Here is a 23,894-nt window from a genome sequence, read left to right as displayed (position 1 = left end):
TAAAAGCTTTAAATGGTTTTACCGTAAACCGGAATTGGAAAACATAATTGGGGGGTCAACATGCTCCAGAATATCCAATAACAGTCAATTAGATTTTAAGTTTGGTTATTGGATTAAAATGAATGTGTCTTATTGCTTTAAGGACTTAAGGAAATTATACAGAAACTCAAAGTGTTTATAAGAAACTGTAACTTCCAAAGCTTACAATGGTTGGGTCTTGTGATTATCGGGATATAATGATAATCCGGTACATGAATAAGATTCAACTTCCGGTTTCTAAGCGGTAAATGCAAAGGGTTTGATAAACCGATGTTTGCTTAACCAAATCTATGCTTCAGTATAAATTGGGCAATCATGCTTTAACCGCTGTTGAATAATGGGATTTCAAAGAAATCCAGTTAATAGCATTTTTTATCTTGATTATACACGTTTTTTGCTTATCAGGAGATAAAGTAATTTTATCAAATTACTTCAAGAGCAATGCCAACGCAGCTCTACATGAACTAACCAACGATATATCAAAGTGTACTATTTTGTTTTTGATTATAGAAAAATTATCGAATTCACATTGAAACTGTAGGAATTCACATTTGGGCTTTTCAGAGGTTTATTGTTTACTAACTTCGATGCAAATTATATGCACTTTAGAACACCGAAATTACTTGTTATGAACATCAAAGTCCCTTTATTGCTGTCAGTACTTATTTGCCAAATTTATTTATTAAGCGCTCAAGAAAAGCCTAAATTTTCGAGCCAGGTTATGTTGATGACGAAGGAACGGAATCCGGAAAAAAACGTTTTGGCACTTCGTTCGATAATCAGCTCAATGAAGCTTGATACGGTTCACAATATGGAGCAAATAGATATACTCCATGGTGAGGTGGCCTTATCTTTTTTACGGTCATCCAATTTAATTAAATTTGAATACTATATCGGCCGGATAAAAAATAAGTTCAATCAGACTTCCTACCTTAACATGGCGGCTGAGAGTTTGTTCAAAAAAGGCGTTCAGCTGAGTTATGCCAATTTCCTAGCTGAAAGGACCGTGAAACTATACGATGCCTACAAGGACAATATACTAGCCAGGCCCACAGACTTTCCTGCCGAGGACTGGGACAGGTTTATGCGTATGGCAGCTTACCCTTACTACGAGACTTATGCAATAACCCTGCACGCTTCAGGTAAAACCGAACAGGCACTGTTTTATGAAGAGAAAGCCCTAAAAAATGTAAAGCCTGAAGATATTTCGCAATCGTCATGGGAGCTCCGTATGGAATTATTATCTAAATTGGGAGAACAGGATAAATTATTCAATATGTTATTGGCACGTGCAAGATTAGGAAAGCTTACCGCAAAAATGAAAACCTTGCTTGAGGATTTGACCGTAAGAAAAATTGGCAATCCTTCTGATGCTTCGCATTTTCTCGATTCAATAGAAAGGGATGGCCGGAGCAACACTGAAAAGGAACTCCTTAAAAAAATGATGACAAATACTCCAGCTCCTGATTTTACGATGTTGAATTTAAAGGGAAATAAAGTAGCTTTAAAAGACTTAAGAGGAAAGATTGTGCTCTTGGATTTCTGGGCCACCTGGTGCGCTCCTTGTATTGCATCTATGCCAGCAATGGAAAAAGCGAGCCGCGCACACCCGGAAGTTGTTTTTTTATTCGTAGCCACTATGGAGCCGGGTGAAGACTCAGCTGTAAGAATCAATTCATATGTTAAGAAAAATGGATTTCCAATGAATGTTTTAATAGATAGTCCTGTTAAAAATACTCAGGAATTTCAAATAGCGAAGGCGTACAATGTTACCGGAATCCCAAGTAAAGTACTTATTGATAAAAAGGGTCAGTTAAAGTTTTTTACGGCAGGGTTTAAAAGTGAGAGTGAGCTTACCAGTGAACTAGATGCCATGATTGCGATTGTTGAAACTCAAAGGTAAGCCTGACCTAATGGGTTATAGTTGAGTACCACAGCATAAAATATTAAAATGAAAATAAATAAATTTTTGTTATCGTTGCTCTTTTTGTTTCTATATTTTCAAGCAGTTGCCGCTCCGCAAGATTTGCATGGAAAGTCCGGCATTCTGCGTATTGAGCCTCAAGAGCATGGAGCAGGGCAGGTTAAAATGGTTTCAGATGGAAATAACTTTCATGTCACTACTGCCGGGGGGTTTATCAAAATTCAATCAAAGCAATCCTTGGGGATGTCAGGCTCAAGACTATATGTGAAAAGATATTTTAATCTTGGTGACACGGTCAACGCTCAACAGGTAACCAGCGGAATGGATCAAGTAATACAAGGTATAAAGATTTACCTTTTGCCAGGACAAGAATATATTATTGAGATTCTGCAGCGTGAAACAAACCTACTTATTTTTAAATATATTATCAAAAGGCCGATCTTAATTCCAAAGGTAAGTTTTTTTGACCCTAATAGTAAAAGTAAATCGCTATGGGATACCTTTTCTGATAAAAATATGAGTGGAGGGTTTAGTTTATCAGCAAGAAACAAAATAAGTTTGAGGGTTGTGGAGCGGAGCGATTTTACAGACCTCAGCATAGACTACAACCTTAGAAACCTTGAAACAAAAGAAGAACTAGTCGGGAAATTTCTTCACGCCTTGGATGAGTTACCTGTTGAAGCAAACACATCATATAGACTCCTACTAAGTTATTCAATACAAAAAGAGGTTCCAGTGGTGGTTTATATCAAGATAAAGCCTTATTGGTATAAATCTGTCATAACTTACGGCTTAATAGGTGTCGTTATGGTAATAATTATCCTACTGTTCATTACCCGAAATATGAGTAAACTGCTAGGAATCTCGAAAGATAGGCAACAACGAATGGAAGATGCTGCGATTCGGCTACAGTCACTACTTAATCCACATTTTACTTTTAATGCGCTAAGCGCTATTCAAGGTTTAATTAATACCGGTCGTATTGAAGATGCAAATTTCTACCTTCAGGAATTTAGTATGCTTCTGAGAAAGACACTGGCAAATAGCGAGAGTCTTTTTAGCAATCTTGGAGAAGAACTGGAAATGATGGGAATATATATGCGTTTGGAGGCCTTAAGATTCAACTTCACCTGGAGTGTTTTGATTGATCCTGAATTACGCCCTGCTGAAATTGAAATTCCAACCATGATTATTCAACCTGTGGTAGAAAATGCGGTAAAACATGGTATTGCTAATCTGAGGGAAACCGGTATATTAAAGATTTTATGTAAGCAGGGAGAGCAAGACCATACGTTTGCTATAATTATTGAGGATAATGGAGTATGGCAAGATGCTAATACGCTTTCAGGATACGGATTGTCACTAACAAGAAAACGCATTGATGCAATAAATAAATTAGACAGGACCCAACTCATAGAACTGGAAATCAAAACGGATTTTGGTACGCAAATTATTATAACATTTCATAACTGGATAAATACATAAAAATGATAAGGACAATAATCATTGACGACGAGGAAATGAATGTAAATAATCTTCAAGCATTGTTACATCAACATTGCCCTGAAATTGAGATAATTGCCACAGCACAAAGCGCTCAAGAGGCAAGACATCTGGTCAAAACTTTTAATCCTGAGGTTGTCTTTCTTGATATTGAAATGCCATTCGAGAATGGATTCGATTTTTTGAGGTCTTTAGATAATTTAGAATTTGAGGTTGTGTTTGTAACCGCTTATGATGTTTACGGAATCAAGGCAATAAAGTTTTCAGCGCTCGATTACCTACTAAAGCCTATCAACGTTAAGGAACTCAAAAGCGCTGTTCAAAAAATAATCAGCTCAGTTGGCAAAAAGAAACAACATACGCGACTGGCAAACCTCTTCAGCCTTCTTGAGGATAAACATATCGATGTTCGAGCTAAAATTGCATTGCCCTCTTTGAAAGAGACATATCTAGTACCTATTCATGAAATCGTTAGATGTTTCTCCTCAAACAACTATACCACCTTTTTTTTAACTGACGGTACTGAACACTTAATTTCAAAACCATTATATGAATACGATGAAATGCTCACTCCATACGGATTCATTAGATGCCACCAATCTCACCTTATCAATAAGGCCCATGTAACCCGTATTCTCAATTTGGATTCTGGATACCTAGTTTTAAATTATTCTGAGCAACACATCCCCATTGCTAAGCAAAGAAAGGCTGCAGTAGTTGCAGCGCTCAAATAACTTACTTAAGTCGCATTCAGAAAATGCGTATTTTATGGTAATCCTACCTCCAAATTAGCTGATGAGGAAGTCGATATGGAGTCTACAGAAACATATGCTAAAAGATTGCCGATGAAATAGATTTAGATTATGTATTTAATCCCGAACTTTTAGGGCGGTACATTTTAGGAATAATGCACTATGGCTTTAGAAGGTAGCCCAGTGAAAAGCTTCGATTATCAAATCGGTATCAAAATGGTCATTACAGATGTATTTAATGAGCTTGAAAATCGGAAATTTCCAATTGACCTTTGATACAAATAATTAAGGTTCAAAGCCATCGCAAATTTCGCAAAAACTGGTGATTAATATAAAATACCCTAATAAAGCTATGAGGGATAATACCAGTACAACAAAAAGTCGGTATATAGCAGAATCATTGATCATTTAGGCGATTGTATTCCCGACATTCTGATTGGACCATATTTGAAAATTTTTCATACGTAGGGTTTAAGCTCATTGCATTTTTGATCACAGCTAAAAAGCATACTAATCCACCCTCTAGGAATTATAATATACCTATCGGACAACAGTTGGCTCCGGAGGGGTAAAGGCTTCAATCATCTCAAAAATTATTAATCAATATTGTCAAAATCCGTTTTATATATTGCTTTAATTATTAGCTTAAGATAATTTACATTCTACCCTTGAATCTGGTTAAATTTATATACTGATCTAACAAAAAGTATTTGGATACGAATAAATGAGCAAGATGGTCAATACTCCAAAATATAAATCTTTTTCCTATTATAGTCCCAAACCGTTTTATACTGCGAGAAAAAACGGTATCCAATGTCCAAAATGTTCGGTTCGACGATACCCAATGCTTTTCTAATGATCTGTGTATCCTCAAAATTTGTGAGTTCCACGCCTTTTAAAGTAGTTTTGAATTTTCCGCCCATGGTTATATTTTTAACCGTTAATAGCGTATCACCCTCCCCGTCTGTACCAGAAAATAGTACGGAGCCCTTCCGTTTAAGCGATTCATTGGAAGGATAATCCAATTGCAGTGATCCAAATTGACCGGTATCAAATGCCGCTAAAACATCTACCTTATCTATCTTTAACTTGACAAGCGGATGATTCGGCAACTTTCTGGTTTCGAAATCGATTACTGCCAGAACCTTCTCGTTGGCTAAGAAATCATTGGACATGCTACGTTCACTGGAATTTTTATAAAAGGTAATCTTTCTACGGAGATAATCAAGTTTGAAAAGATAACCTTTAAAAAAATTATGACCAATATAGCCCAGGCAGTCGGGAGTGATATATTTCTGTAAAAACTCATAATTACCACTGGTAATATTTTCGAGATTCTGGTAGGTAAGCCCATTTTTGAACTTCACTTCACGGATGGTATCGTTTACGTTTTTTTTGTAAGACTGCCCACTTGCTACAACACCTTTTCCTTTAACTTTTTTATTTGGCAATTTGATATAATTATCATTTATATCAATGGAAAATTGATTTCCAGTATCGAACATAAATTTCCCAGAAACACCGTTGACTGTTGCTGATATGAATGGAAAAGCATTTATAATTGTTAATGGAAAAACAAGACTATCGCCGTGGAGCTCAGCTGTTTTCTCGAAAACCTGGGCTTTCACTTGACTTATTGAATAACCAAATGATAAATTTAAAAGCAAAAAAAATATTTTGAAACGCTGCATATATAACTATTTATAGAAAACTTTAATTAAATCAAAAAAAATGGAACTGAATCAATTTAAGATGCAGCTGTTTACCGATTAGTCCTAAATCCTTAATTTACACCCCCTAGGTGTGCAAGGAATTAGACCAGTGTCTGTATGCACTAACTGTAAGTATTTTATCATTTATCTTGATAACACGCTTAGTAACTTATTGAATTCCTTGCGCTGTTAAGCTTTGAAAAAGATGATAATGGAGATAACAAAAATGTTTGCTTGATTGGACGGGCTCCTATACCAACGATAGCTACAAAGTTTTCAGCATGTAGGATCATAGTTGGTACTGGATTTGAATTTACAAATATAAAATCACTTTTACATATTCTCTATTTCACAACCGTTGCTTCAAGTTCTACCTTTAGCGTTTCATTTAGTGCAACGATCTGCATCAATGTGACGGTTTGCTTCATGCCATGCTTTGCCACAAAGTCCTGAAAAAGATCAAAACATTTGCTGGTAAACTCCTTAGTGGAAGTAGTGTAAATTGTTAGTCTTACAATATTACGGCATTCAAATCCCGACTTACTTATCACTGTCTCTAGATTCTTTATGGCAAGTGCCAATTGGGTACGCATATCCTCTTTACTCGAAGTACCATCAGGATGTACCGCAGCCTGGCCAGAAACATAAAGTGTACTCTGTACATTTTTAACTTCTACTGCCTGAACGTAGCTCAGTTTGTCCTGCCAGGCCCAAGGACTAATGACTTTTTTTTCCATGGCTTTCACATCTGTTGATTGAGCCATCGCCGGGATTGATAACATTAATAGCAACCCAAAAATTTTAATTGTCTTTTTCATGTTTCTATTCTTATTGTGGAGCAAATTTAAGATACACATTAATGAGTGGATGTGATTTCAATCACATTTATTAAATAACAAATATGTCTATCGGGTGTAGTGGCCCGACAGCTTTCCAGCATTTCTACCTGCTGATCTTAAAGAAACAGCGATTGTTATTGCTTACTGATGAGGTTTAAAAAAAGCGTTGGCCGATATCTATCTTATTGCCATCTATTTATGCCATCGAAGTATTACCCATTTTCCAATTTCTTTTTGTAACGCATTAAAAACCGGTTAGCACGGTTTACAGTCTAATTTTCTAGCATTGAATATTACTTTTATAAATAGATAGATAACTGAAGATTAATTTACCCTCATGTACGATAATGTATTCAATGATACAATGTTGGATCTGATTTTACTGAGATGTGCACTTTTTCTGTAGGTTGATTTGAACCCGATCAGCTTGATATCGCTTATATCTGAAAATCTTTCATCACATAATTTGGGCATCTCACATGCGATTTTGGTCATCTCATCATTAAAATCATATATATTTTCTATCACATAGGTAGCTTTGTTTTAAAACTATGGAAGCAGATTTACAAATGCCTCAACAGTTCTAGAAGTAAGCCTTTGACTATCTACCGGAGAACAGGTAATAGGCAACATATCAACAACAGCTAGAAGGATCATAGGAATCTAAGATTCCCTAGTATCTAAACTCAATTATCAAAACTTTTTTACCTGAGGAGGTATAAAATCACCATCGAGGAAAAAATTATCATGAAAAGAACATTTAATATTTTATTTGCCACAATTGCTCTGATAGCTTGTAATAAGTCCAAGACGATTCCAGCAGCAGAGCAGATTATAAGAATTCCATATCCTGTTACAGAAAGAGGAAATCAAAAGGATATTTATTTCGGTACTGTTGTAGCAGATCCATATCGCTGGCTCGAAGATGACCAGTCGGCGAAGACAAGCAAATGGATTGCCGCTCAGAACAAGATTACCTCGACTTTTATCAGACAGATACCTTATCGCGGTGCGATGAAAGAGCGCATGAAAAGCCTATGGAATTATGAAAAATTTTCTGCTCCTTTTAAGGAGGGTAATTACATCTATTTTCTCAAAAATAATGGCCTGCAAAATCAATGGGTTATATATCGAACTAAGGGCGAGGGATCTAAAGAGGAAATATTTCTCGACCCAAATACCTTCTCGAAGGACGGATCCACCGCTCTCACCGATTTTAGCTTTAGTAGGGACGGCTCATTGATGGCTTATCAGTTTACTGAGGGTGGTTCGGACTGGACTAAAGTAGCGGTCCTTAGAACCGCTGATAAATCAATAGTGGGTGATACATTAGTCAACGTTAAATTTACAACTTTAGCCTGGAAAGGTAATGAAGGGATTTTTTATGGTACCTATAAACGAGATATAAAGGGAAATAAATTCTCTGAGAAAACAGATCAACATCAACTCCAGTTCCATAAGATTAATACCCCTCAATCCCAGGATAAGCTTATTTTAGGGGGAGCTTCTTTTCCAAGAAGATTCATTACTTCAAAAGTCAGTGGTGATGGCCGGTACCTAATGATTACATCAGCGAATTCTAGTTCAGGCAATGAACTGCTTATAAAAGATCTCAGCCAACCGACGTCAAAGTTTTCAACTGTGGTAGGAAACCTATCGGGTAATCACGAGATCCTGGATATCGTTGATGATAAGATATATATTCGTACAGATCTAAATGCACCAAATGGTCGATTAGTAGCTGCTGAAATTTCCAAGCCATCATCTGCGTACTGGAAACAAATTATACCGCAAACCAATGAAGTGTTGCAGGCAACAACCGCAGGGGGTAAAATATTTGCCCACTACCTGAAAGATGCACTTTCCTCCATCCGTCAATATGATCTAAACGGCAAATTTGAGCACAAAATAAAACTTCCTGATATCGGCTCGGTTCCTACAGTTGGGGTGAACGCTAAAGCTGGTGATAAGTACCTTTACTATTATTTTACATCCTATATCAATCCTGGTACCATATATAAATATAATATATCAAGCGGCCGCTCTGAGCGATATAAAAAACCCAGCATACAGTTTGACCCCACCGATTATATATCAAGGCAGATATTTTATACATCTAAAGATGGAACCAGGGTTCCCATGATCATTACCCATAAGAAAGGGATCAAGTTGGATGGGTCAAATCCAACCTTGCTGCATGGATATGGAGGATTTAACATCAGTGTGACCCCGACGTTTGATGTTCGCAATGTTATTCTTTTGGAACAAGGGGGAATCCTTGCCGTAGCAAATCTACGTGGTGGCGGCGAGTACGGAACCAAATGGCACTTAGCGGGTACAAAAATGCAGAAGCAGAATACCTTTGATGATTTTATAGCTGCAGCAGAGTATCTTGTGAGAGAAAAATACACCTCCGCTCAAAGACTCGCAATTGCCGGTGAGTCTAATGGGGGCTTGCTTATTGGTGCATGTATGACCCAGCGTCCAGATCTTTTCAAGGTAGCATTCCCGGGCGTCGGGGTACTAGATATGTTAAGATTTAATAAGTTTACCGCGGGGGAAGGTTGGATATTCGATTTTGGTTCTCCAGAAGAAAGTGTTGAAATGTTCAAATACTTGTATCATTATTCCCCATATCATGCGCTAAAGCAAAATACCGCCTACCCCGCGACACTCATCACTACTGCAGATCATGACGACCGCGTGATCCCTGCTCATTCCTTTAAATTCGCCGCAAGGCTACAGCAGTTTCAGAAAGGGAAAAACCCCGTATTGATAAGAATAGACACACTAGCTGGGCATGGCGGAGCAACATCTACAGAATTAACGATTGAGCAGCAGGCCGATAAATGGGCATTCATGTTTCATAACATGGGACTATCATATCATCTGCTAAAGTAGTGCAGTCATTAGACAAAACCTTTGAGCCAAAATCGTGAGATAAAAAACCCTTTATATCTATAAAAACGACTTATTAAATTTTGGTACCACTGGCGGCTTTGGAGTACTCAATATCATGGGATCGTAGCTGAATTTTGGAAACTGCTGATATGGTTCTTAAACCGCATGAGCGGACTGTTAATCTTTATGAAAAAGCTAGTTGGCATTTAATTTTGACGCCACAATCGGCTTAGTGTTTCACGGGACAAACCAAGATAGGCAGCAAGCATAGCCTTGGGAACGCGTTGCATCAAGGCCGGCTGTTTACGCAGAACAAGCTCGTATTTCTCCTTTGGGGTCGAGGTTAGAAAGGAGAGAATGCGCTCTTGGGAAGCCATGTGACCGCGGTTTGCCTTGTGCAGAAAAAAGTGCTCCATTTTTTGAACCTTGGCGCAGAGGGTTTGGTATCCATCAAGAGACAGGCAATATACATGTGTCTCTTCAATACAATACAAGTCAAGCGATGCAGGCGTTCGGGCAAACCAGGCGGGATAGTCAGTTTCCCACCACTCTTCCATTGCGAATGAGACAATATGTTCCCTGCCCGTTTGATCATGGTAAACCAATTTCAACAAACCCGATATCACCAGGTATACGTAAGGAACTGGGGAACTCTTGGTAATAAGCAATCCTCCCTTCGGGCGGTGTTTAAGGCAAAAATGCATCCGCACAAAATCATATTCCTCATCTGTAAGGGATACAACTTGTTCTATATGCGCCCGAAGCATTTCTTTCATACAGGCAAATATAAAAATTCTTGTGATATAGATAAAGTTCTGATGCCTGAGCCTACTTAGCCATTATTAACTATAGATAACTACGTTGCTTATTGCATGAATTGATCTTTGAAAAAGGGGGAACCGCAAGGTTACGGCTTACCCCCCCTTACCTATTATTTAATAACTAACATTTGCCTTTACCTTTGTATAAAAGAGTGTTGTGGTCGCTTCATGTCCAGAATCTGTTCCAATTACAATCCAGGCCTCACCATTTTCGTTAGACCTGCCTTTGAATTCACCAGACCTGTTTAGCAATTTATAGGTTGCCTCCTGTGTTCCATTTGCAATATGATTGATATAAAAAAGATCTTTTCCAGATAGTGACTCGCTATCCTTATCCAGGTTAAGTCTGAAATATCCGTCTTCCTGGAGCACTTTGATTGGCTCTATTGGTGTGAGCCCAGCCTTGAGGTAAACGTTCTCCCCTGGCGCACCTCCCACGCCAAGCATATTGCTTGGAGCATTACTGGCGAACTCAATTTCCAGTTTTACCGTATACAATTGGTTTGGCTTAAGTCCGGTAACCTTCTTTTTCAAGAACATAAATACATCATCACTTCGGTTAATTGAGGAAAGCCTCAGTGCCATGCTCGTGGTATCCAGGGGGCCAGGTAACTTTGAAATACCACCTCCAATCTCCCATTCTTCCTCCTTGCCTTTAGGATAATCCACAAATCTATCAGCCAACTGCCTTGGCCGTCTTTAAAATTATCGTTCACGATCGTAGAGTTTGTTTCTAAATCATTGTCGGACTTCTTACATCCTAGGGCTGCAAGAATTATACAGCCCAATAAAATTGCTTTTAATTGTTTCATAACGATTTCTTTTTTTTACAATAGACGAGATTATGCTCCGTAAGCTGCCCCAATTCAGACCGAAACAACCCAAATATGCCGCGAATCGACCATGAACCTATGTGAATTGGTCATTGGAATCGCCTTCCTATCAATTGAACAGAATGGCTAAAAGCTATTTCAGGTGCACTTGGAATTCTGTAACCCCAGTTATGTGATCTTTGTGAATTAATGGGCTAATTATTGTGATAGACAACTGAGTGGCCTATTGATTAGTAATCTTTTAACCAGACCCATCCAGGTAAGCGTATCTTGGCGTTTTCGACGTGTTGCGTCCGCTTGCCAAAATCTTTTAATTTGCGTTGTAAAACACCATTGCTTTAGGCATGATTACAATGAAATTTAGCTTTCAAGCCATTGCAAGAATGGCTGGGCTTTGACCCTGCTGATAATTATTTTCTCTGGAGATTCTATTTTACAAGTAATAAAAAGTTTTCTGTTGAAGTAGTATTCTATATCCTCTATGAAATCCCTGTTCAAAATAAACTTCCGGTTGGCACGAAAAAACTGGTGCGGATCAATCATCGAGTCAAACTGTTCCAGGGTATATGGGACGGTAAAACGCCTGTTTTTGTCAAGTTCGAGATAAACCAGACCATTTAGAGTATAAATAAATGCAACATCTTGAAGCCTGATGGGTATGATCTTTTCCCTATAATTTACCAATATTGTTTGTTTGTAAGCGAGCTCAATTTGGTCTATTACACGCTCCATGTTGAGTGCACGCTGTTCGCCCTGAATCAGATGCTCTTTTAAGCGCAAATATTTTTCGAGGCTTTTTTGAAGCATAGCCTCATCAAGTGGTTTTAAGAGATAATCGATACTATTAGACTCAAACGCTCTTATAGCATATTCATCAAAGGCGGTACAAAAGATGACAGGCACCTCAATACTTACTTTCTTGAAGAGTTCAAAACTTAGGCCATCCCCTAGTTCAATGTCGGAAAAAATAAGTTCGGGCATGGGGTGATGAGTAAACCAATCTACCGCTTTGGATACAGATCCCAGGATGGCCAGAACCTCTATATCGTTGTCGATGGCCAGAAGCATGTTCTTAAGTTCGTTGGCTGTACGAGCTTCATCTTCTATTATAATTACTTTCATGTTTGATCAATGGAATGGTGACGGTAAATTTTTGGTTGTCATTGGCCACACTAATTGGCTTGTCAACCAATAATCTGTATCTTTCAATAATATTTTTTAAGCCCATTCCTGGGCGCTCTACCCTGCATTTCTTCGGTTGAAAATTATTTTCCACAATCAACGCCTTGGAATCAGTGGTGGTAATTGATATACAAAGTGGGTGTTCGGCCGAACACACATTATGTTTAATCGCGTTCTCGATAAGTAGCTGAAGTGAAAGCGATGGTAAATAAAGAAGTCCGTACTGTTTTTGAATACTGATGTCTACCCTAAGCATATTACCGAATCGCTCATTAAGAATATGAAGGTAAGAACCGATAAAACGGAGTTCATCATCTAATTTGGTCAAGGGATGGTCATTGAAGCTCAGTACATAACGGTATACACCGGCAAGATGGATAATGTAATTCTTAGCTGCAGGCTCACTAACCATGGTCTTTAAAGTACTGAGGGAATTGAATAGGAAATGTGGGCTAATTTGCTGTTGAAGGGAAATCAATTGCGCTTTAAGGTGTGCCTGCTCGAGATGTACTTTTTCTTTCCTAGCTATCTTTAGTGCTGCATTGGTAAATCTGATGGAAAAAACGAAGTAACAAAGTAGGCTCAGAAATGTATTTCCAACCAGGTGAATCATCATTTCTTTGGGTGTGCTATAGCCTATCTCGCTGTTGTATAAATGGTTTTGTGGAGCGATCTGGTCAATTGCAATGCCTAATGTAAAACTTGCGCATACGCCAAGTAGAATGCTTAAAGAACTCTTATAAAACCCAGATAGTCTACCGAAGGTATTATTTAGCATGTAACCATCTATTAACCAGCATGCTGCTATTGGAATAAAAACCTTTAGGGCATGGTCAAGAAAATACCACCACTTTGCTTTGCTAAGATCCGGTTGTCCGATAAAAGTTGTAGAAAGAATCATGATCGCTGAAAGGATCAGCAGCCACTTGATCTGGTACTTTTTATACATATTCAAATGTAACACAAAAATATTTTCATTACCATTTTACTATGACCTGAATAAATATTGTATGAGTAATTTATTATCATCTAAACATTTTATGGAAACTCAACCTATACCGCAGGGTGTCGGCGGTCTCCAGTTTCTTACCTGTATCAAGTCCGCATCGCTACCCATAGCTTATTAAACTTCTTGCAATTTAAGGAGTAGTCTGCCAAACACTTTTTCGTTCATTTTAGCAGGAAAAGTCTTTTAAGAGAGAAAATCCAATAAAATTTTGTTTTAACTCTTATATATAGAGTTGGTAGTTCGCTATAAAGCTCACAGAATCTATCTGTGGCTATTGTTTAATAGCTTTAAGGGCTATTGTATGTTAAATATTGTTAAAGATTTTTTTCATATTTCCAATCCGTTTATTATTATAATTATTCCAAAGAGGCCAATCGGTATAGAGCAAAATCGTTTACCGAGCCATACCCATATTAACCGCACAAACTAACCCTTATGTAAATACCAGTCCTTATCCAATGTGATTTGCAGTCTAAAGTTAAAAGTAGCTTGGATATATAGTTTGTCGCTAATATTCAAATTTATGCTCAAGTTAATCAACTATTAGGATTGTGTGTTGCTATAGGTTATGAAACGTCCAGAATAGTCATTGAACCGACCGTTTTACGGATTAACAGGTTTTAAAGCTCCTATGTGCATATATTCAGCTCCAAGGTTCATTTATGGATGCGTATATACATTTGTAACACACTACAGAAGTGATACAAGCGTTAGACTTTATGGCAAAAACGAAGTAAACATTAGACATCACTTCTATTGCCGAAAAGTTGATGCGAAGAAATTACTGATTAAAACTTTACCCAAGTTTTCTATGTATATTTTCCATAACTTCCGTAATGGATGTTTATCTTCGAGAATAAATTTTTGCAGGTTGAGTTTAGGGAGCCCAAACGAGAAGTTCAGAAAGCTTGGTTAGATGCTTAGCACCTTTAAAAAAGCATGACTACCAATCCTAAACAAAAAGCACACGAATGGTTAACTTTATCCCAGGAGATTAGCCCTGAGATAAAGTCAAGTAAAATTCGTAATGCACCTTTAATGAAAATATCAGAATACAGGCTGCAATGGAGCACAGTTTTTTACAAGTAAATTTTATGGAAATCTTCTAAGTATTTATCAAAAGGTATATGATCGATTTTTGACTGCCAATGAATGTCAAATGTTTTACAGTTAGCCTGAAAGAATATTACCACTATTATTTTAGTGTTCTGAACGCAAATTAGCCATTATTCTTTTTCGCATATACCTGCTGAATAAATTCGGTCATGGTTGTGGGATTTTTCCCAAGTATTTTTTGCAAGGTATCATCCTCTACATCCATTGCCCCTTCGGCCTGCGCCTGAGCCCACATAACGAACATTCCAATATATATTTCTGGAAGTCCGGCACTGGTTAGAATGTCTTTGAAATCATTTATCACCGGAGATTTATATTCGACCTCGCTTCCCAAAGCGATTGAGAAGGCTTTTGCAATATCCTCAAATGACACGGACTCAAGATTGGTTAACTGATAAATCTTGTTCTCATGACCATCTGTAGAAACTACATGCGCAGCTGCCTGAGCGAGCTCGTCTCGGAGTACAAAACTTGTTTTACCTTGTCCGGCTGAAAACAAAATCATTTTTTTATCTGCCACCTGTTGACCTGCGAAAATGGGTATCATTTCTAGAAACATTCCATTCTGGAGGATGGTGTAAAGTAAGCCACTGTCCTTCAATGCTTCTTCGGTTTGCACATGCGAATTTTGGAACTTAGCAATGGCAGAATCCTCAAAGTATGGTTTTCTTACAAAAGAAGTATAGACAATATGTTTGACTGATGCATTCTTCGCAGCATTTATCGCATTAATGTGTTGAATAGTTCTATTTTCAACATCGCCTTTATCGCTGCTTGAAACTAATAAAAGTTTATCAACACCCGCAAACGCATCCAATAATGAATTGTAGTTGTTGTAATCCCCTATGCGAATGGCTATGCCCCTATCTGCGAGTTTTTCCGCTTTTTCTGAATCTCTTACCAAGGCTATGATTTGCGAAGGCTTGATACCTTTTTCTAATAAGTGGTCTATGGCTTTAGAACCAAAGTGACCGGTTGCTCCTGTTACTAATATCATTTTATATTGTTTATTTAGATGCAAACATAGCGGTATTGCTATAGAAAAGATACTTTGTTATTAAAGAAAAGTACTATACTTTTGTATAGTAAAAATTATGGGAAATTTCAGCGATTTAATTGATAGAGATAAGGTGCAGCAATGCCCGCGCCATTATGTGTTGGCATTGACCGATACGATGAATGTTATGAATGGGAAATGGAAACTCCCCATAATTGCATCTTTGTTACATGGTAAATCCAGATTCAAAGATCTTCAGGATAATATAGAGAAAATTACACCTCGGATGTTATCTAAAGAGCTTAAAGAATTGGAAATAAACGGTATTGTTGAGCGTAAAGTTTATCCCCAAAGCCCCGTTTTAATAGAATATGTACTTACGGTATCTGGCCATAATATTACGCGGGTAATCGATACTATGATAGACTGGGGGATGGTGCATCGTAGAGAAATAATTAAAAGCAGGTGGTTATGAATAAAGGGTAAAAGTTTGCCCTTCACGCGTACTAGGTTTTACTTATTAAAATTCAAGCTCATTAGCCCTATTATTATGTACTTTTAGCCTTGAATATTTTAACGCTGGTGAATCTTTTCACTTCATGAAAGGATCTTGCGGTACTGATTTTAAAAACAACTGAGCTTTACAGGCGGAAAGTTTAAATTTCGGTTGGGCACAATTATTAGAGGGCATAAGCAGCTTAAGCAATCTACAATCGTTTATTGTCTATACGCTTTATTTGTTCAAGGCAGCTTTACGGTTAGGGAAAGCGAATCTATGGCCAATAAAGACCAATATTAGCACAAGGAATAGTAATACAAAGCTTGCCCAGGTTACAGGCTCCGGACCAGCAAAATCCAAAATAAGGCCGCCTGTGAATGCTCCAGAAAATACGCCAATATTATATACCGTAACAGTTAGAGAACTTCCCAATTCCGGTGATTTTTTGATGGCATTAATTGTCGCAGTCTGGAAAAGTGAGGGAAGCCCTCCGAAAGATACCCCCCAACAGACAACGGCCACAAAAAAGACCGGATATGTTTGTCCAAATACCGAGATTGCAAGTAATGAAATAGCAGAGAGGCAGAGTGAAGAAAGCAGAGTAATCCTCAAATAGCGATCGATAAGCCTCCCAGTCATAAATATTCCTATTACCGCTCCTCCCCCAAAGAGCAATAGGGCTAACCCTGCACCACCTGGAATACCGTTATAAAGCTGAATTGGATAAAGGTAAGTATAAGAGACATAAATGGCCAGAGAAGTGAGGAATGTTGCCGCTGTCACTAAGCCAACCCCGGGTATCTTCAAGATGTTGAACGATGGCCGAATGCTTGCCGGGTCATTCTTCAGTTTTGGCACACTTAATATAATCCAGATAAAGATCAAAACCATCAAACCTGCCAGTGCCCCAAAGGTAAATCTCCAACCAATTAATTTACCGAGAAATGCACAAAACGGCAATCCAACAGATAGTGCTACTGTACTTCCGCCCATCACTAGTGCGATTGCCCTGCCAATATCTTTTTTGTTTACCATTCTGGTCGCATATCCTGCCATCAACGGCCATAACAATCCCCCAAATCCTCCCGCGAGTATACGTATACCTGCGGTGAGGACATAATTTTGAGAATATGCAGTTATGAGATTGGATAGAAAGAAACCTGAAACAACCATCAGCAACAATGGCTTGCGCGCTATGCCAGCGGTCCATAATGCCCCCGGAATAGCGGTCATTACCGTACCAAGTGCGTAATATGAAACTAGATTTCCTATGCTAGAGGGCGGTTCACCGAGATCTTTTGCCATATCAAGTATGACCCCTGCCGGAAGAAGCTCAGCGAGAATTGCTGAAAATGCAGCAGTTGTTAGGGCAAGCAAAGCAATGAAGGGAAATTTTTCGTTTTTCATTATCATCGACTGTTTATTAAAGTTCAAACCAGATGCCTGGTTGTTGCACGAGGTTTAGGATTCCATAATCCTCCAATTTATTGGTTAATCGTTCTATAGAGTTTGGTGTTTCGCTATACATCGGGGGTTTGTGCATGGAACCAAAGTGGATTGGTATTACTGATTTTGCACCCAATATGTGTGCAGCGACCGCTGCCTGTTCTGGCGTCATTACTGCTTCTATGGGACTCATAGGCCTTAATGGCGGAAAATCAACAATAGGTGCATTGATTGGTAAGAATGCAGCATCAAATGGACCATATTTATTAGCGATACGCCACCAAAATCCGTGGAAAAGAGTATCTCCGGCATGGATTATCCTACGTCCGCCGCACTCCACTACCCAGCTCAATTGGGGATCGCCAAATCCGTCTACAGCAGGCGCTGAACTAATTTTGAATGGCCCCACAATCCGCTCTTCCCATTCCACGAGCATTTCAACGCTGAGATTAGATTTTTTAAATGCCGATTCTGCATGCATAGTCAAGGCTAAATCTTGTTGGCTACCTGTAGCGGCCATTGGACGAAGTACTCTACCGCTATCACCAAGCGCTACGGCAAGTGCTAAAGGATCAGCATGATCTGTATGTAGATGGGTCAATAGCGCGATACTTGCTCGGCCGGGATTTGATGCTATTGGGAACACTTCTTCCTCGCTGCGCAAGACACTGAGCTGCGAGGTGTCCGTAATATAATCTATTAAAAGAGTTTGATCTCCATATTCTATTTCAACTCCGGACCAACCTAAACGGCGAAATCTTACATTATTATATTCCATAGTTTATTTCTTATAATTTATTGCAAAATTGCAGCTAAAAGAAAGTTAATAGATAGGCAGATATTCCCAAAGAATTGGCAATTTTTCCCGGATAGTGATGAAAAGATGGCGGCAGCCTTTAAGTAACTATTATTTTTAGACGCTTGCGATATTGCGCGGGGGATATTCCTTGTCTATTTTTAAAAAACCGGCTGAAGGTCTGAATGTCCTGATAACCGAGTTTATGGGCTATCTCCTTAATGGATAGATTGGTGTAGTTTATCTGCCTCCTGGCGTGAATCATAATTCTATCATGAATGATTGTAACCGGCGAACGGTTAAAGACAGAAGAAAAAAGGTTTGATAGCGTTTTTGGAGATTTGTTTAACATTGAGGCATAGAAAGCGACATCGTGATGTTCCAGAAAATGGATTTCCACTAAATAATTGAATTCTCTCATTAAATCCACCTGAGCAGTTTGCACTGAATTCAAAAAAGTTGTATTCCTAATAATTCTTACCGACAGAATTAACATCCTTTTGAGGATGGATTCCAGCATTTCCTTTTGAAGCACGTTTTTCTCTAACATCTCTGCGCGAAATGTTTTCCATAATATTTCAAAATTCTGAACAGATGCTTGATCCAATAATACTTTCTGAATGTGATTAGGTCCATAAAACAGCAAACCCTTACTTCCCACCTGACTGTCCTGATCAATCATACAAAAGAAGGATTTGTTAAACCGAACCATTCTGGCACTATGAATTTCGGCATGGTCGATTTTATGAAATTCCGTTAGAAAAAGCACTTCATTTTTGAGCACCTGATAATTAATGTGATCTATAGTAATTGTAAGACATTCTCCGGTGTTCCACAAGATCGTCTTATCAGTTAACTGAGGATCAAAAAAGATATTCTTGTTGTTATTATTCAACTCCAAAACAGATAATAATTCGCTCGATTCATTTGTAAAAACCATGGTGTCAAAGATAACCCTGTTTAATGTGGTAATCAAGGATGAAAATTTAAAGAAACAATGCGTACCATCCATCTTATTAATAATTCAGGAGATGGTATAGCACAAAAGTTGTCTGAAGCAATTATTGGTTCGAAATTAAGAAATATCCTTATTATTTTTCTGCTTGATATTTCACTTGAAATGAAAGGGCAGTAATATTTGTTTATGGAAGCAGTTTATGGAAATTCTGATCACTTCCATTTCAATGTACCAATTGGCTACTTCATTCACAAATTCGGTCAGTTCATCAGAAACCACAACATCTCGACCCTAAACGGGCTTACCTTTGTATATAAATGTTAAATACAAAATCAACAACATGAAAAAATCACTTATAATCCTATTTTTAGGAATGTTCTTTTTTACTAAGACATATGCACAGAAATATTTCGGGAAGACATACCCTGCTACACAAAATGTAGACGAATTTTACGATATCGCCGACGTAACCAAGGGTCATACGGTGATGGGGAAAACCGAACTTGCCAAGGGATTTCGATCTTTGGAAAAGACTCAGGCAAAAATAATCGAATTGGCAAGGCAAAAAGGAGCTGACGGAGTAGTTTTCTCTATGGAAGAGGAAGTTTACGGCACCTCAAGCTCAAGCGGGGGCACAGTAAGTCAAAAAAAGGAAAAAAAGACCACAGTTGCTTCGAGTAGCACCACTACTGACCTCAAGGAAAAAAAAATCAGGGCTACGTTTATTAAATATAAATAATATATCACAAATAACTTATTCATTTCGACAAAGCCGTTTTAAATAGACGGCTTTGTTGTTTATGTCGTTTTTTATTTAAAGAAACACAACTGTCCAGAAAACTAAAAAAATGACATGAATGTATTTCTACTCCATCAAAAAATTATATAAAAAATGGAAAATTATAAAACGGCAAAGGAGTTATTACTAGACTACCTTGAAAATGTTAACAAGGGTAATAAAGTCATTGAGTTGTTTGCTCAAAATGCTTCCATAAAGCTTCTTATCTAAATAGGCTTAGAATGCAGTGGCAAGGCAAGGATGTACTATATGAGTTTCTAAAAGATATACCTCAAACCTTCAAAGGATTTAAGTTAAACAACACGTTGATTCACATGGAACAGCAGAGCAGGTTAGTGGGGAGTATAGTTTAAATTGCAATGTGGTATCTACCGAAAGTGCTTATCAGCAAAATACCTGGGTAGACTTGTTGCTGAAAAGAGAAAAATCAAACGATTAAGCTAAGTTCGGGATACGGTTTAGGTTGCTGCAAGCTTACTACCCAACGGTGCAGAAGGTTTGCAGGTTGAAAAAAATAATACTATACCCGGAATTGACCATATTAGCATTAACGTAGCCAAAATCGATATGGCCAGTGTTTTCCTTCAAGAGACATTAGATGCGGAATCATTTATGAATCTTACAGTAATCATCAGTCACCGTTAGAACTAGAAGGCATTGGAGATACTTTAAATGTAGCACCTCATACCAAACGGTACTCCTGTCGGATGATCAAGATAGGTAATGGGCCGAATATAGAATTATTTGAAGTTCACTCTTTGGACAACGGGAAGCCATAAAGTCAAGCGATCTTGATATGCAGCATTTTGTAATTTACACGGATGATATGATAAGCGCTATCGAAAAATTTCAAAAGCATAAGGAACCGCTCTATCAGAACCAAATGCACTCCTATTTCTTTTAGAAGCAGGAGACCGAAATTATTTCTGCTATGATTTAACCCCTTGGGGCACTGCAGTTGAGTTTAGTACCTAGCCAAAAGGAATGCCATATGAGTCCCAAACCAATTTAGGGAGGTTTAAAAGAGGAAACTAAAATCTATTCCGCAGAAAATCAATCTTCAGATAAAAACTGCCATAAGTTTCTAATCAATATGAGTTTATCACAAGATTGAAGTAATAACATTGGGTAAGGTTTTGTCCTAGTACGTTGGCAATATGGTAAATTTTCGAAAGCTATCTAAATTTCTTAGATTTTATTTGGAACAATCATTCCGTTTATATTATCTTTGCGGAACGAATGTTCCGTTATATAATAAATTTTAAGAATGAAGAAACTAGAAAACAAAGTAGCCGTGATTACAGGTGGCAATTCAGGAATAGGCTTTGCTACTGCAAAAGCTTTTATTGAAGAAGGTGCTAAAGTAGTTATTACCGGCCGCAACCAAGATGCCCTTAATAAAGCAGTTGTTGAGCTTGGAGAGAACGCAGTGGCAATTCTTGCTGATGTTTCAGTAATTGGTGAAACTATCGCGATGGCGGAAAAAGTTAAAAGTATGTATGGTAAGGTGGATATCCTATTTGTAAATGCAGGTGTTTCTTTTTTAGAGCCGGTAGGTCAGATTAGCGAAGAAACTTATGAAAGGATTATGGACATCAATTTCAAGGGTGCAGTATTTACAACAGAAAAAGTACTTCCTTTACTATCTTCTGGCGCATCGGTAATCCATCTCTCTTCAGTAAGCTCATTTGCCGTCGGTTCAGGGACTGCCATTTACGCCGCAAGTAAAGCGGCTCTTAATGCCTATAGCAGAACCGCTGCTATTGAACTTGCCAGTCGTCAGATTAGGGTCAACGTTATCAATCCGGGCATGGTTAATACTCCACTTGCTGGGAAAGCTGGGATCCCTGAAAAGGCACTTGATGAAATTAAAGCATATTTATTATCCAAAATGCCATTCAGACGATTTGCCCAGCCTGATGAGATTGCAAAACTTGCGGTTTTCTTAGCATCTGATGATGCATCATTTATCTCTGGAGCTGAATACAACATTGACGGTGCCCAGACCGTAAATGAACCTTTTAGGGCTTAGTAAAATTACTATATTCGGAACTTTTGATTCCGAATATAGTAACTTCGCCTGCAGTATTAAATATAAGCTATGGCTAGAACAAAAGTTTTTGATGAAAAGGCCGTTTTGAACAAGGCGATGAACCTGTTTTGGGAAAAAGGGTATAATTCCACCTCTGCTCAGGATCTTGTAGATGGCTTAGGTATAAGCCGTTCGAGTATGTACGATACTTTCGGAGATAAGCATTCGCTTTTTTTGAAAGCCTTAATACAGTATCGCAGGGAAAGGATTGATATTGGTATAAAAGAAGGATCAGAAACGGAAGATGTAGAAGAATACATTCGTAATATCTTTGAATTTGTAAAGATCGAAGCCTCACTTGAAGATAAGTCTAAAGGCTGTTTTATGGTTAATACAGCTGTTGAACTAGCCGCTGTTGATACCGAGATTGCTGAAATTGTTAACGCTATTATGGTCGATTTTGAGGCTGCGCTTGTAATAGCCATCAAAAAAGGTCAAGATAAAGGGGTTTTTACCTCTAGTCATTCTGCTAAATCGCTAGCAAGGTTTGTGTTTAATTCCTCAAATGGCCTGCGGGTTACCGTTAAGTTTGATACCAATAAACAAATGTTTGACGACATTGTTAATGTATGTCTTTCAGTGTTAAAACCTTAATGCCCAGTCAAATCCATTCGACATGAAACAAATTGGTTGGTGCGTGAATTGTGGTCCATTATAAGATTTAATACACTGACACAAATTTTTTCTGCAGCATATGCACAATCACTCTATATAATTCTTTTGTTGAACTGATAATCCTTTTCAGTTCATTATTTAAGTCTATCCCTTGACATAACCGATACTTCTGGCCTAAACAAATAATATTAAGAAGTTAAGTTATCGCACAAAATTTTGCAAACAATTGCCTCAAATTGCTGATTATTCCTACCCATTAAACTTAACTGCCACAATTTAATTGGTTTGCTTGAGCATCTACTATTATTTATCATTGTTTTGTTGGTGAGTTAGTTTAATTGTTTCGCGGTGTTCCCTACCCCAGCTGATAAGGTTATTGATTAAGGGATATAGCGATTGGCAATAATCCGTCAATGTATAGGATACTTGTTTAGGAAAATCCGGGTCCTCGGTTCTGCTTACTAGGACATTCAATTCCATGATCTGTAATTCTCTAGAGAGCATTGCAAAGGATAAGCCTGGAAGGTAACGTGCAATTTCACGATAGCGGTGCTGACCGTTGTATATGCTGATGATAATCTGCATCCGCCACTTTCCGGTTAATACATATAAAGCATCCTGGGCAAATTTTATATCATCTTGCTGTTTTACGGTACAAATGTAGCCATCCATTGTCGAGTCTGAGTGTGTGCTTAAATCCATTATAGCAGGTGCAATTCCAAAAAAAGTTATAGGTATTTTTGCTAAAATAATCACAATAACTGAAGCGAAAATTGAATTAAAAAATTATGACACAGATATTTAAGACAGATTACAGCCAAATGACTTATAACACCTTTCAAGTCGCCCAAACAGGTTCTGTTATCGAAGTTACATTCGATAATGGCGAAGTAAATGTATTAAGTGGTTTGATGATAAAGGAACTTACCAAATTTTTGAAAGAAATTGCTAAAGAGCAATCTATTAGAGTAATTGTTTTCCAGATGCATATACCAATAAATTTGACCCCCTTTCGCCAATTTTAAATTGACCCCCAGAGTTGTTGCTTGAAAAAAGCAGAA

At 37.9% G+C, this 23,894-nt stretch carries 20 protein-coding genes; 9 read left to right on the top strand and 11 right to left on the bottom strand.

Annotation, left to right across the window (positions count from 1 at the left end; translation table 11 throughout):
- Positions 1-637: 637 nt before the first annotated feature.
- Genes GJU39_RS21075 through GJU39_RS21065 form a run of 3 tightly spaced genes read left to right on the top strand, consistent with a single transcriptional unit; the run spans position 638 to position 4,200 of the window.
- Positions 638-1,942 (top strand): TlpA family protein disulfide reductase, encoded by a 1,305-nt coding sequence (locus GJU39_RS21075; RefSeq protein WP_154282980.1) that lies wholly within the window; start codon positions 638-640, stop codon positions 1,940-1,942.
- Positions 1,943-1,990: 48 nt separating this feature from the next.
- Entirely contained in the window at positions 1,991-3,448 is a 1,458-nt protein-coding gene (locus tag GJU39_RS21070) for a sensor histidine kinase (RefSeq protein ID WP_154282979.1), read from the top strand.
- Between the two features lie 2 nt (positions 3,449-3,450).
- Positions 3,451-4,200: a LytR/AlgR family response regulator transcription factor gene (locus GJU39_RS21065; protein WP_154282978.1), complete on the top strand. Its 750-nt coding sequence runs from the start codon at positions 3,451-3,453 to the stop codon at positions 4,198-4,200.
- A 755-nt stretch (positions 4,201-4,955) separates the two neighbouring features.
- Here the strand turns inward: GJU39_RS21065 and GJU39_RS21060 are convergent.
- Positions 4,956-5,846 (bottom strand): pepsin/retropepsin-like aspartic protease family protein, encoded by an 891-nt coding sequence (locus GJU39_RS21060; RefSeq protein WP_209437701.1) that lies wholly within the window; start codon positions 5,844-5,846, stop codon positions 4,956-4,958.
- A 428-nt stretch (positions 5,847-6,274) separates the two neighbouring features.
- Positions 6,275-6,748, bottom strand: a complete 474-nt coding sequence (locus tag GJU39_RS21055) for a RidA family protein (protein WP_245228047.1) — start codon at positions 6,746-6,748, stop codon at positions 6,275-6,277.
- Between the two features lie 768 nt (positions 6,749-7,516).
- On the opposite strand from GJU39_RS21055, the gene GJU39_RS21050 reads away from it, so the two are divergent.
- A complete protein-coding gene (locus GJU39_RS21050) occupies positions 7,517-9,670 on the top strand; it encodes a prolyl oligopeptidase family serine peptidase (RefSeq protein ID WP_154282976.1) in 2,154 nt (717 codons plus the stop codon).
- Positions 9,671-9,876: 206 nt separating this feature from the next.
- Here the strand turns inward: GJU39_RS21050 and GJU39_RS21045 are convergent, their stop codons facing one another.
- The 5 genes from GJU39_RS21045 to GJU39_RS21025 all read right to left on the bottom strand — a co-directional run bounded on the left by GJU39_RS21045 (position 9,877) and on the right by GJU39_RS21025 (position 15,628).
- Positions 9,877-10,446 (bottom strand): Crp/Fnr family transcriptional regulator, encoded by a 570-nt coding sequence (locus GJU39_RS21045; protein ID WP_154282975.1) that lies wholly within the window; start codon positions 10,444-10,446, stop codon positions 9,877-9,879.
- 159 nt (positions 10,447-10,605) lie between these two features.
- A complete protein-coding gene (locus GJU39_RS21040; RefSeq protein ID WP_154282974.1) occupies positions 10,606-11,175 on the bottom strand; it encodes a hypothetical protein in 570 nt (189 codons plus the stop codon).
- Between the two features lie 509 nt (positions 11,176-11,684).
- Entirely contained in the window at positions 11,685-12,446 is a 762-nt protein-coding gene (locus GJU39_RS21035) for a LytR/AlgR family response regulator transcription factor (protein ID WP_154282973.1), read from the bottom strand.
- A complete protein-coding gene (locus GJU39_RS21030; protein WP_154282972.1) occupies positions 12,421-13,455 on the bottom strand; it encodes a sensor histidine kinase in 1,035 nt (344 codons plus the stop codon). Before GJU39_RS21030 ends, GJU39_RS21035 begins: the two co-directional genes overlap by 26 nt.
- Before the next feature lie 1,279 nt (positions 13,456-14,734).
- On the bottom strand, positions 14,735-15,628 hold the full coding sequence (locus GJU39_RS21025) for an SDR family oxidoreductase (protein WP_154282971.1): 894 nt from the start codon (positions 15,626-15,628) through the stop codon (positions 14,735-14,737).
- Positions 15,629-15,725: 97 nt separating this feature from the next.
- Between GJU39_RS21025 and GJU39_RS21020 the strand changes: the two genes are divergently transcribed.
- Positions 15,726-16,103, top strand: coding sequence for a winged helix-turn-helix transcriptional regulator (locus tag GJU39_RS21020; RefSeq protein ID WP_154282970.1), 378 nt, complete (start codon positions 15,726-15,728; stop codon positions 16,101-16,103).
- A 258-nt stretch (positions 16,104-16,361) separates the two neighbouring features.
- On the opposite strand, the gene GJU39_RS21015 is transcribed toward GJU39_RS21020, so the two are convergent.
- The 3 genes from GJU39_RS21015 to GJU39_RS21005 form a co-directional block, all read right to left on the bottom strand.
- A complete protein-coding gene (locus tag GJU39_RS21015; protein ID WP_167515736.1) occupies positions 16,362-17,534 on the bottom strand; it encodes an MFS transporter in 1,173 nt (390 codons plus the stop codon).
- Positions 17,535-17,550: 16 nt separating this feature from the next.
- A complete protein-coding gene (locus tag GJU39_RS21010) occupies positions 17,551-18,351 on the bottom strand; it encodes an MBL fold metallo-hydrolase (RefSeq protein ID WP_154282968.1) in 801 nt (266 codons plus the stop codon).
- 118 nt (positions 18,352-18,469) lie between these two features.
- Complete coding sequence (locus GJU39_RS21005) at positions 18,470-19,345, bottom strand: helix-turn-helix domain-containing protein (protein ID WP_167515735.1); 876 nt, start codon at positions 19,343-19,345, stop codon at positions 18,470-18,472.
- Positions 19,346-19,667: 322 nt separating this feature from the next.
- Here GJU39_RS21005 and GJU39_RS21000 point away from each other — a divergent pair, with 322 nt between their 5' ends.
- The 3 genes from GJU39_RS21000 (at position 19,668) to GJU39_RS20990 (ending at position 22,812) form a co-directional block, all read left to right on the top strand.
- Complete coding sequence (locus GJU39_RS21000) at positions 19,668-20,066, top strand: hypothetical protein (protein ID WP_154282966.1); 399 nt, start codon at positions 19,668-19,670, stop codon at positions 20,064-20,066.
- A gap of 1,327 nt (positions 20,067-21,393) precedes the next feature.
- Complete coding sequence (locus GJU39_RS20995; RefSeq protein ID WP_154282965.1) at positions 21,394-22,158, top strand: SDR family oxidoreductase; 765 nt, start codon at positions 21,394-21,396, stop codon at positions 22,156-22,158.
- A gap of 69 nt (positions 22,159-22,227) precedes the next feature.
- Positions 22,228-22,812 (top strand): TetR/AcrR family transcriptional regulator, encoded by a 585-nt coding sequence (locus tag GJU39_RS20990; RefSeq protein ID WP_154282964.1) that lies wholly within the window; start codon positions 22,228-22,230, stop codon positions 22,810-22,812.
- A gap of 324 nt (positions 22,813-23,136) precedes the next feature.
- Here the strand turns inward: GJU39_RS20990 and GJU39_RS20985 are convergent, their stop codons facing one another.
- Entirely contained in the window at positions 23,137-23,535 is a 399-nt protein-coding gene (locus GJU39_RS20985; protein WP_209437700.1) for a winged helix-turn-helix transcriptional regulator, read from the bottom strand.
- An 86-nt stretch (positions 23,536-23,621) separates the two neighbouring features.
- On the opposite strand from GJU39_RS20985, the gene GJU39_RS20980 reads away from it, so the two are divergent.
- On the top strand, positions 23,622-23,858 hold the full coding sequence (locus GJU39_RS20980) for a Clp protease/crotonase-like domain-containing protein (RefSeq protein ID WP_154282963.1): 237 nt from the start codon (positions 23,622-23,624) through the stop codon (positions 23,856-23,858).
- Positions 23,859-23,894 lie beyond the last annotated feature (36 nt).

The organism is Pedobacter petrophilus, from assembly GCF_009674725.1.
Taxonomy (GTDB): domain Bacteria; phylum Bacteroidota; class Bacteroidia; order Sphingobacteriales; family Sphingobacteriaceae; genus Pedobacter; species Pedobacter petrophilus.
Note: the sequence above shows the minus strand (reverse complement) of the source record. Positions and strands in the feature narration are given on the sequence as shown.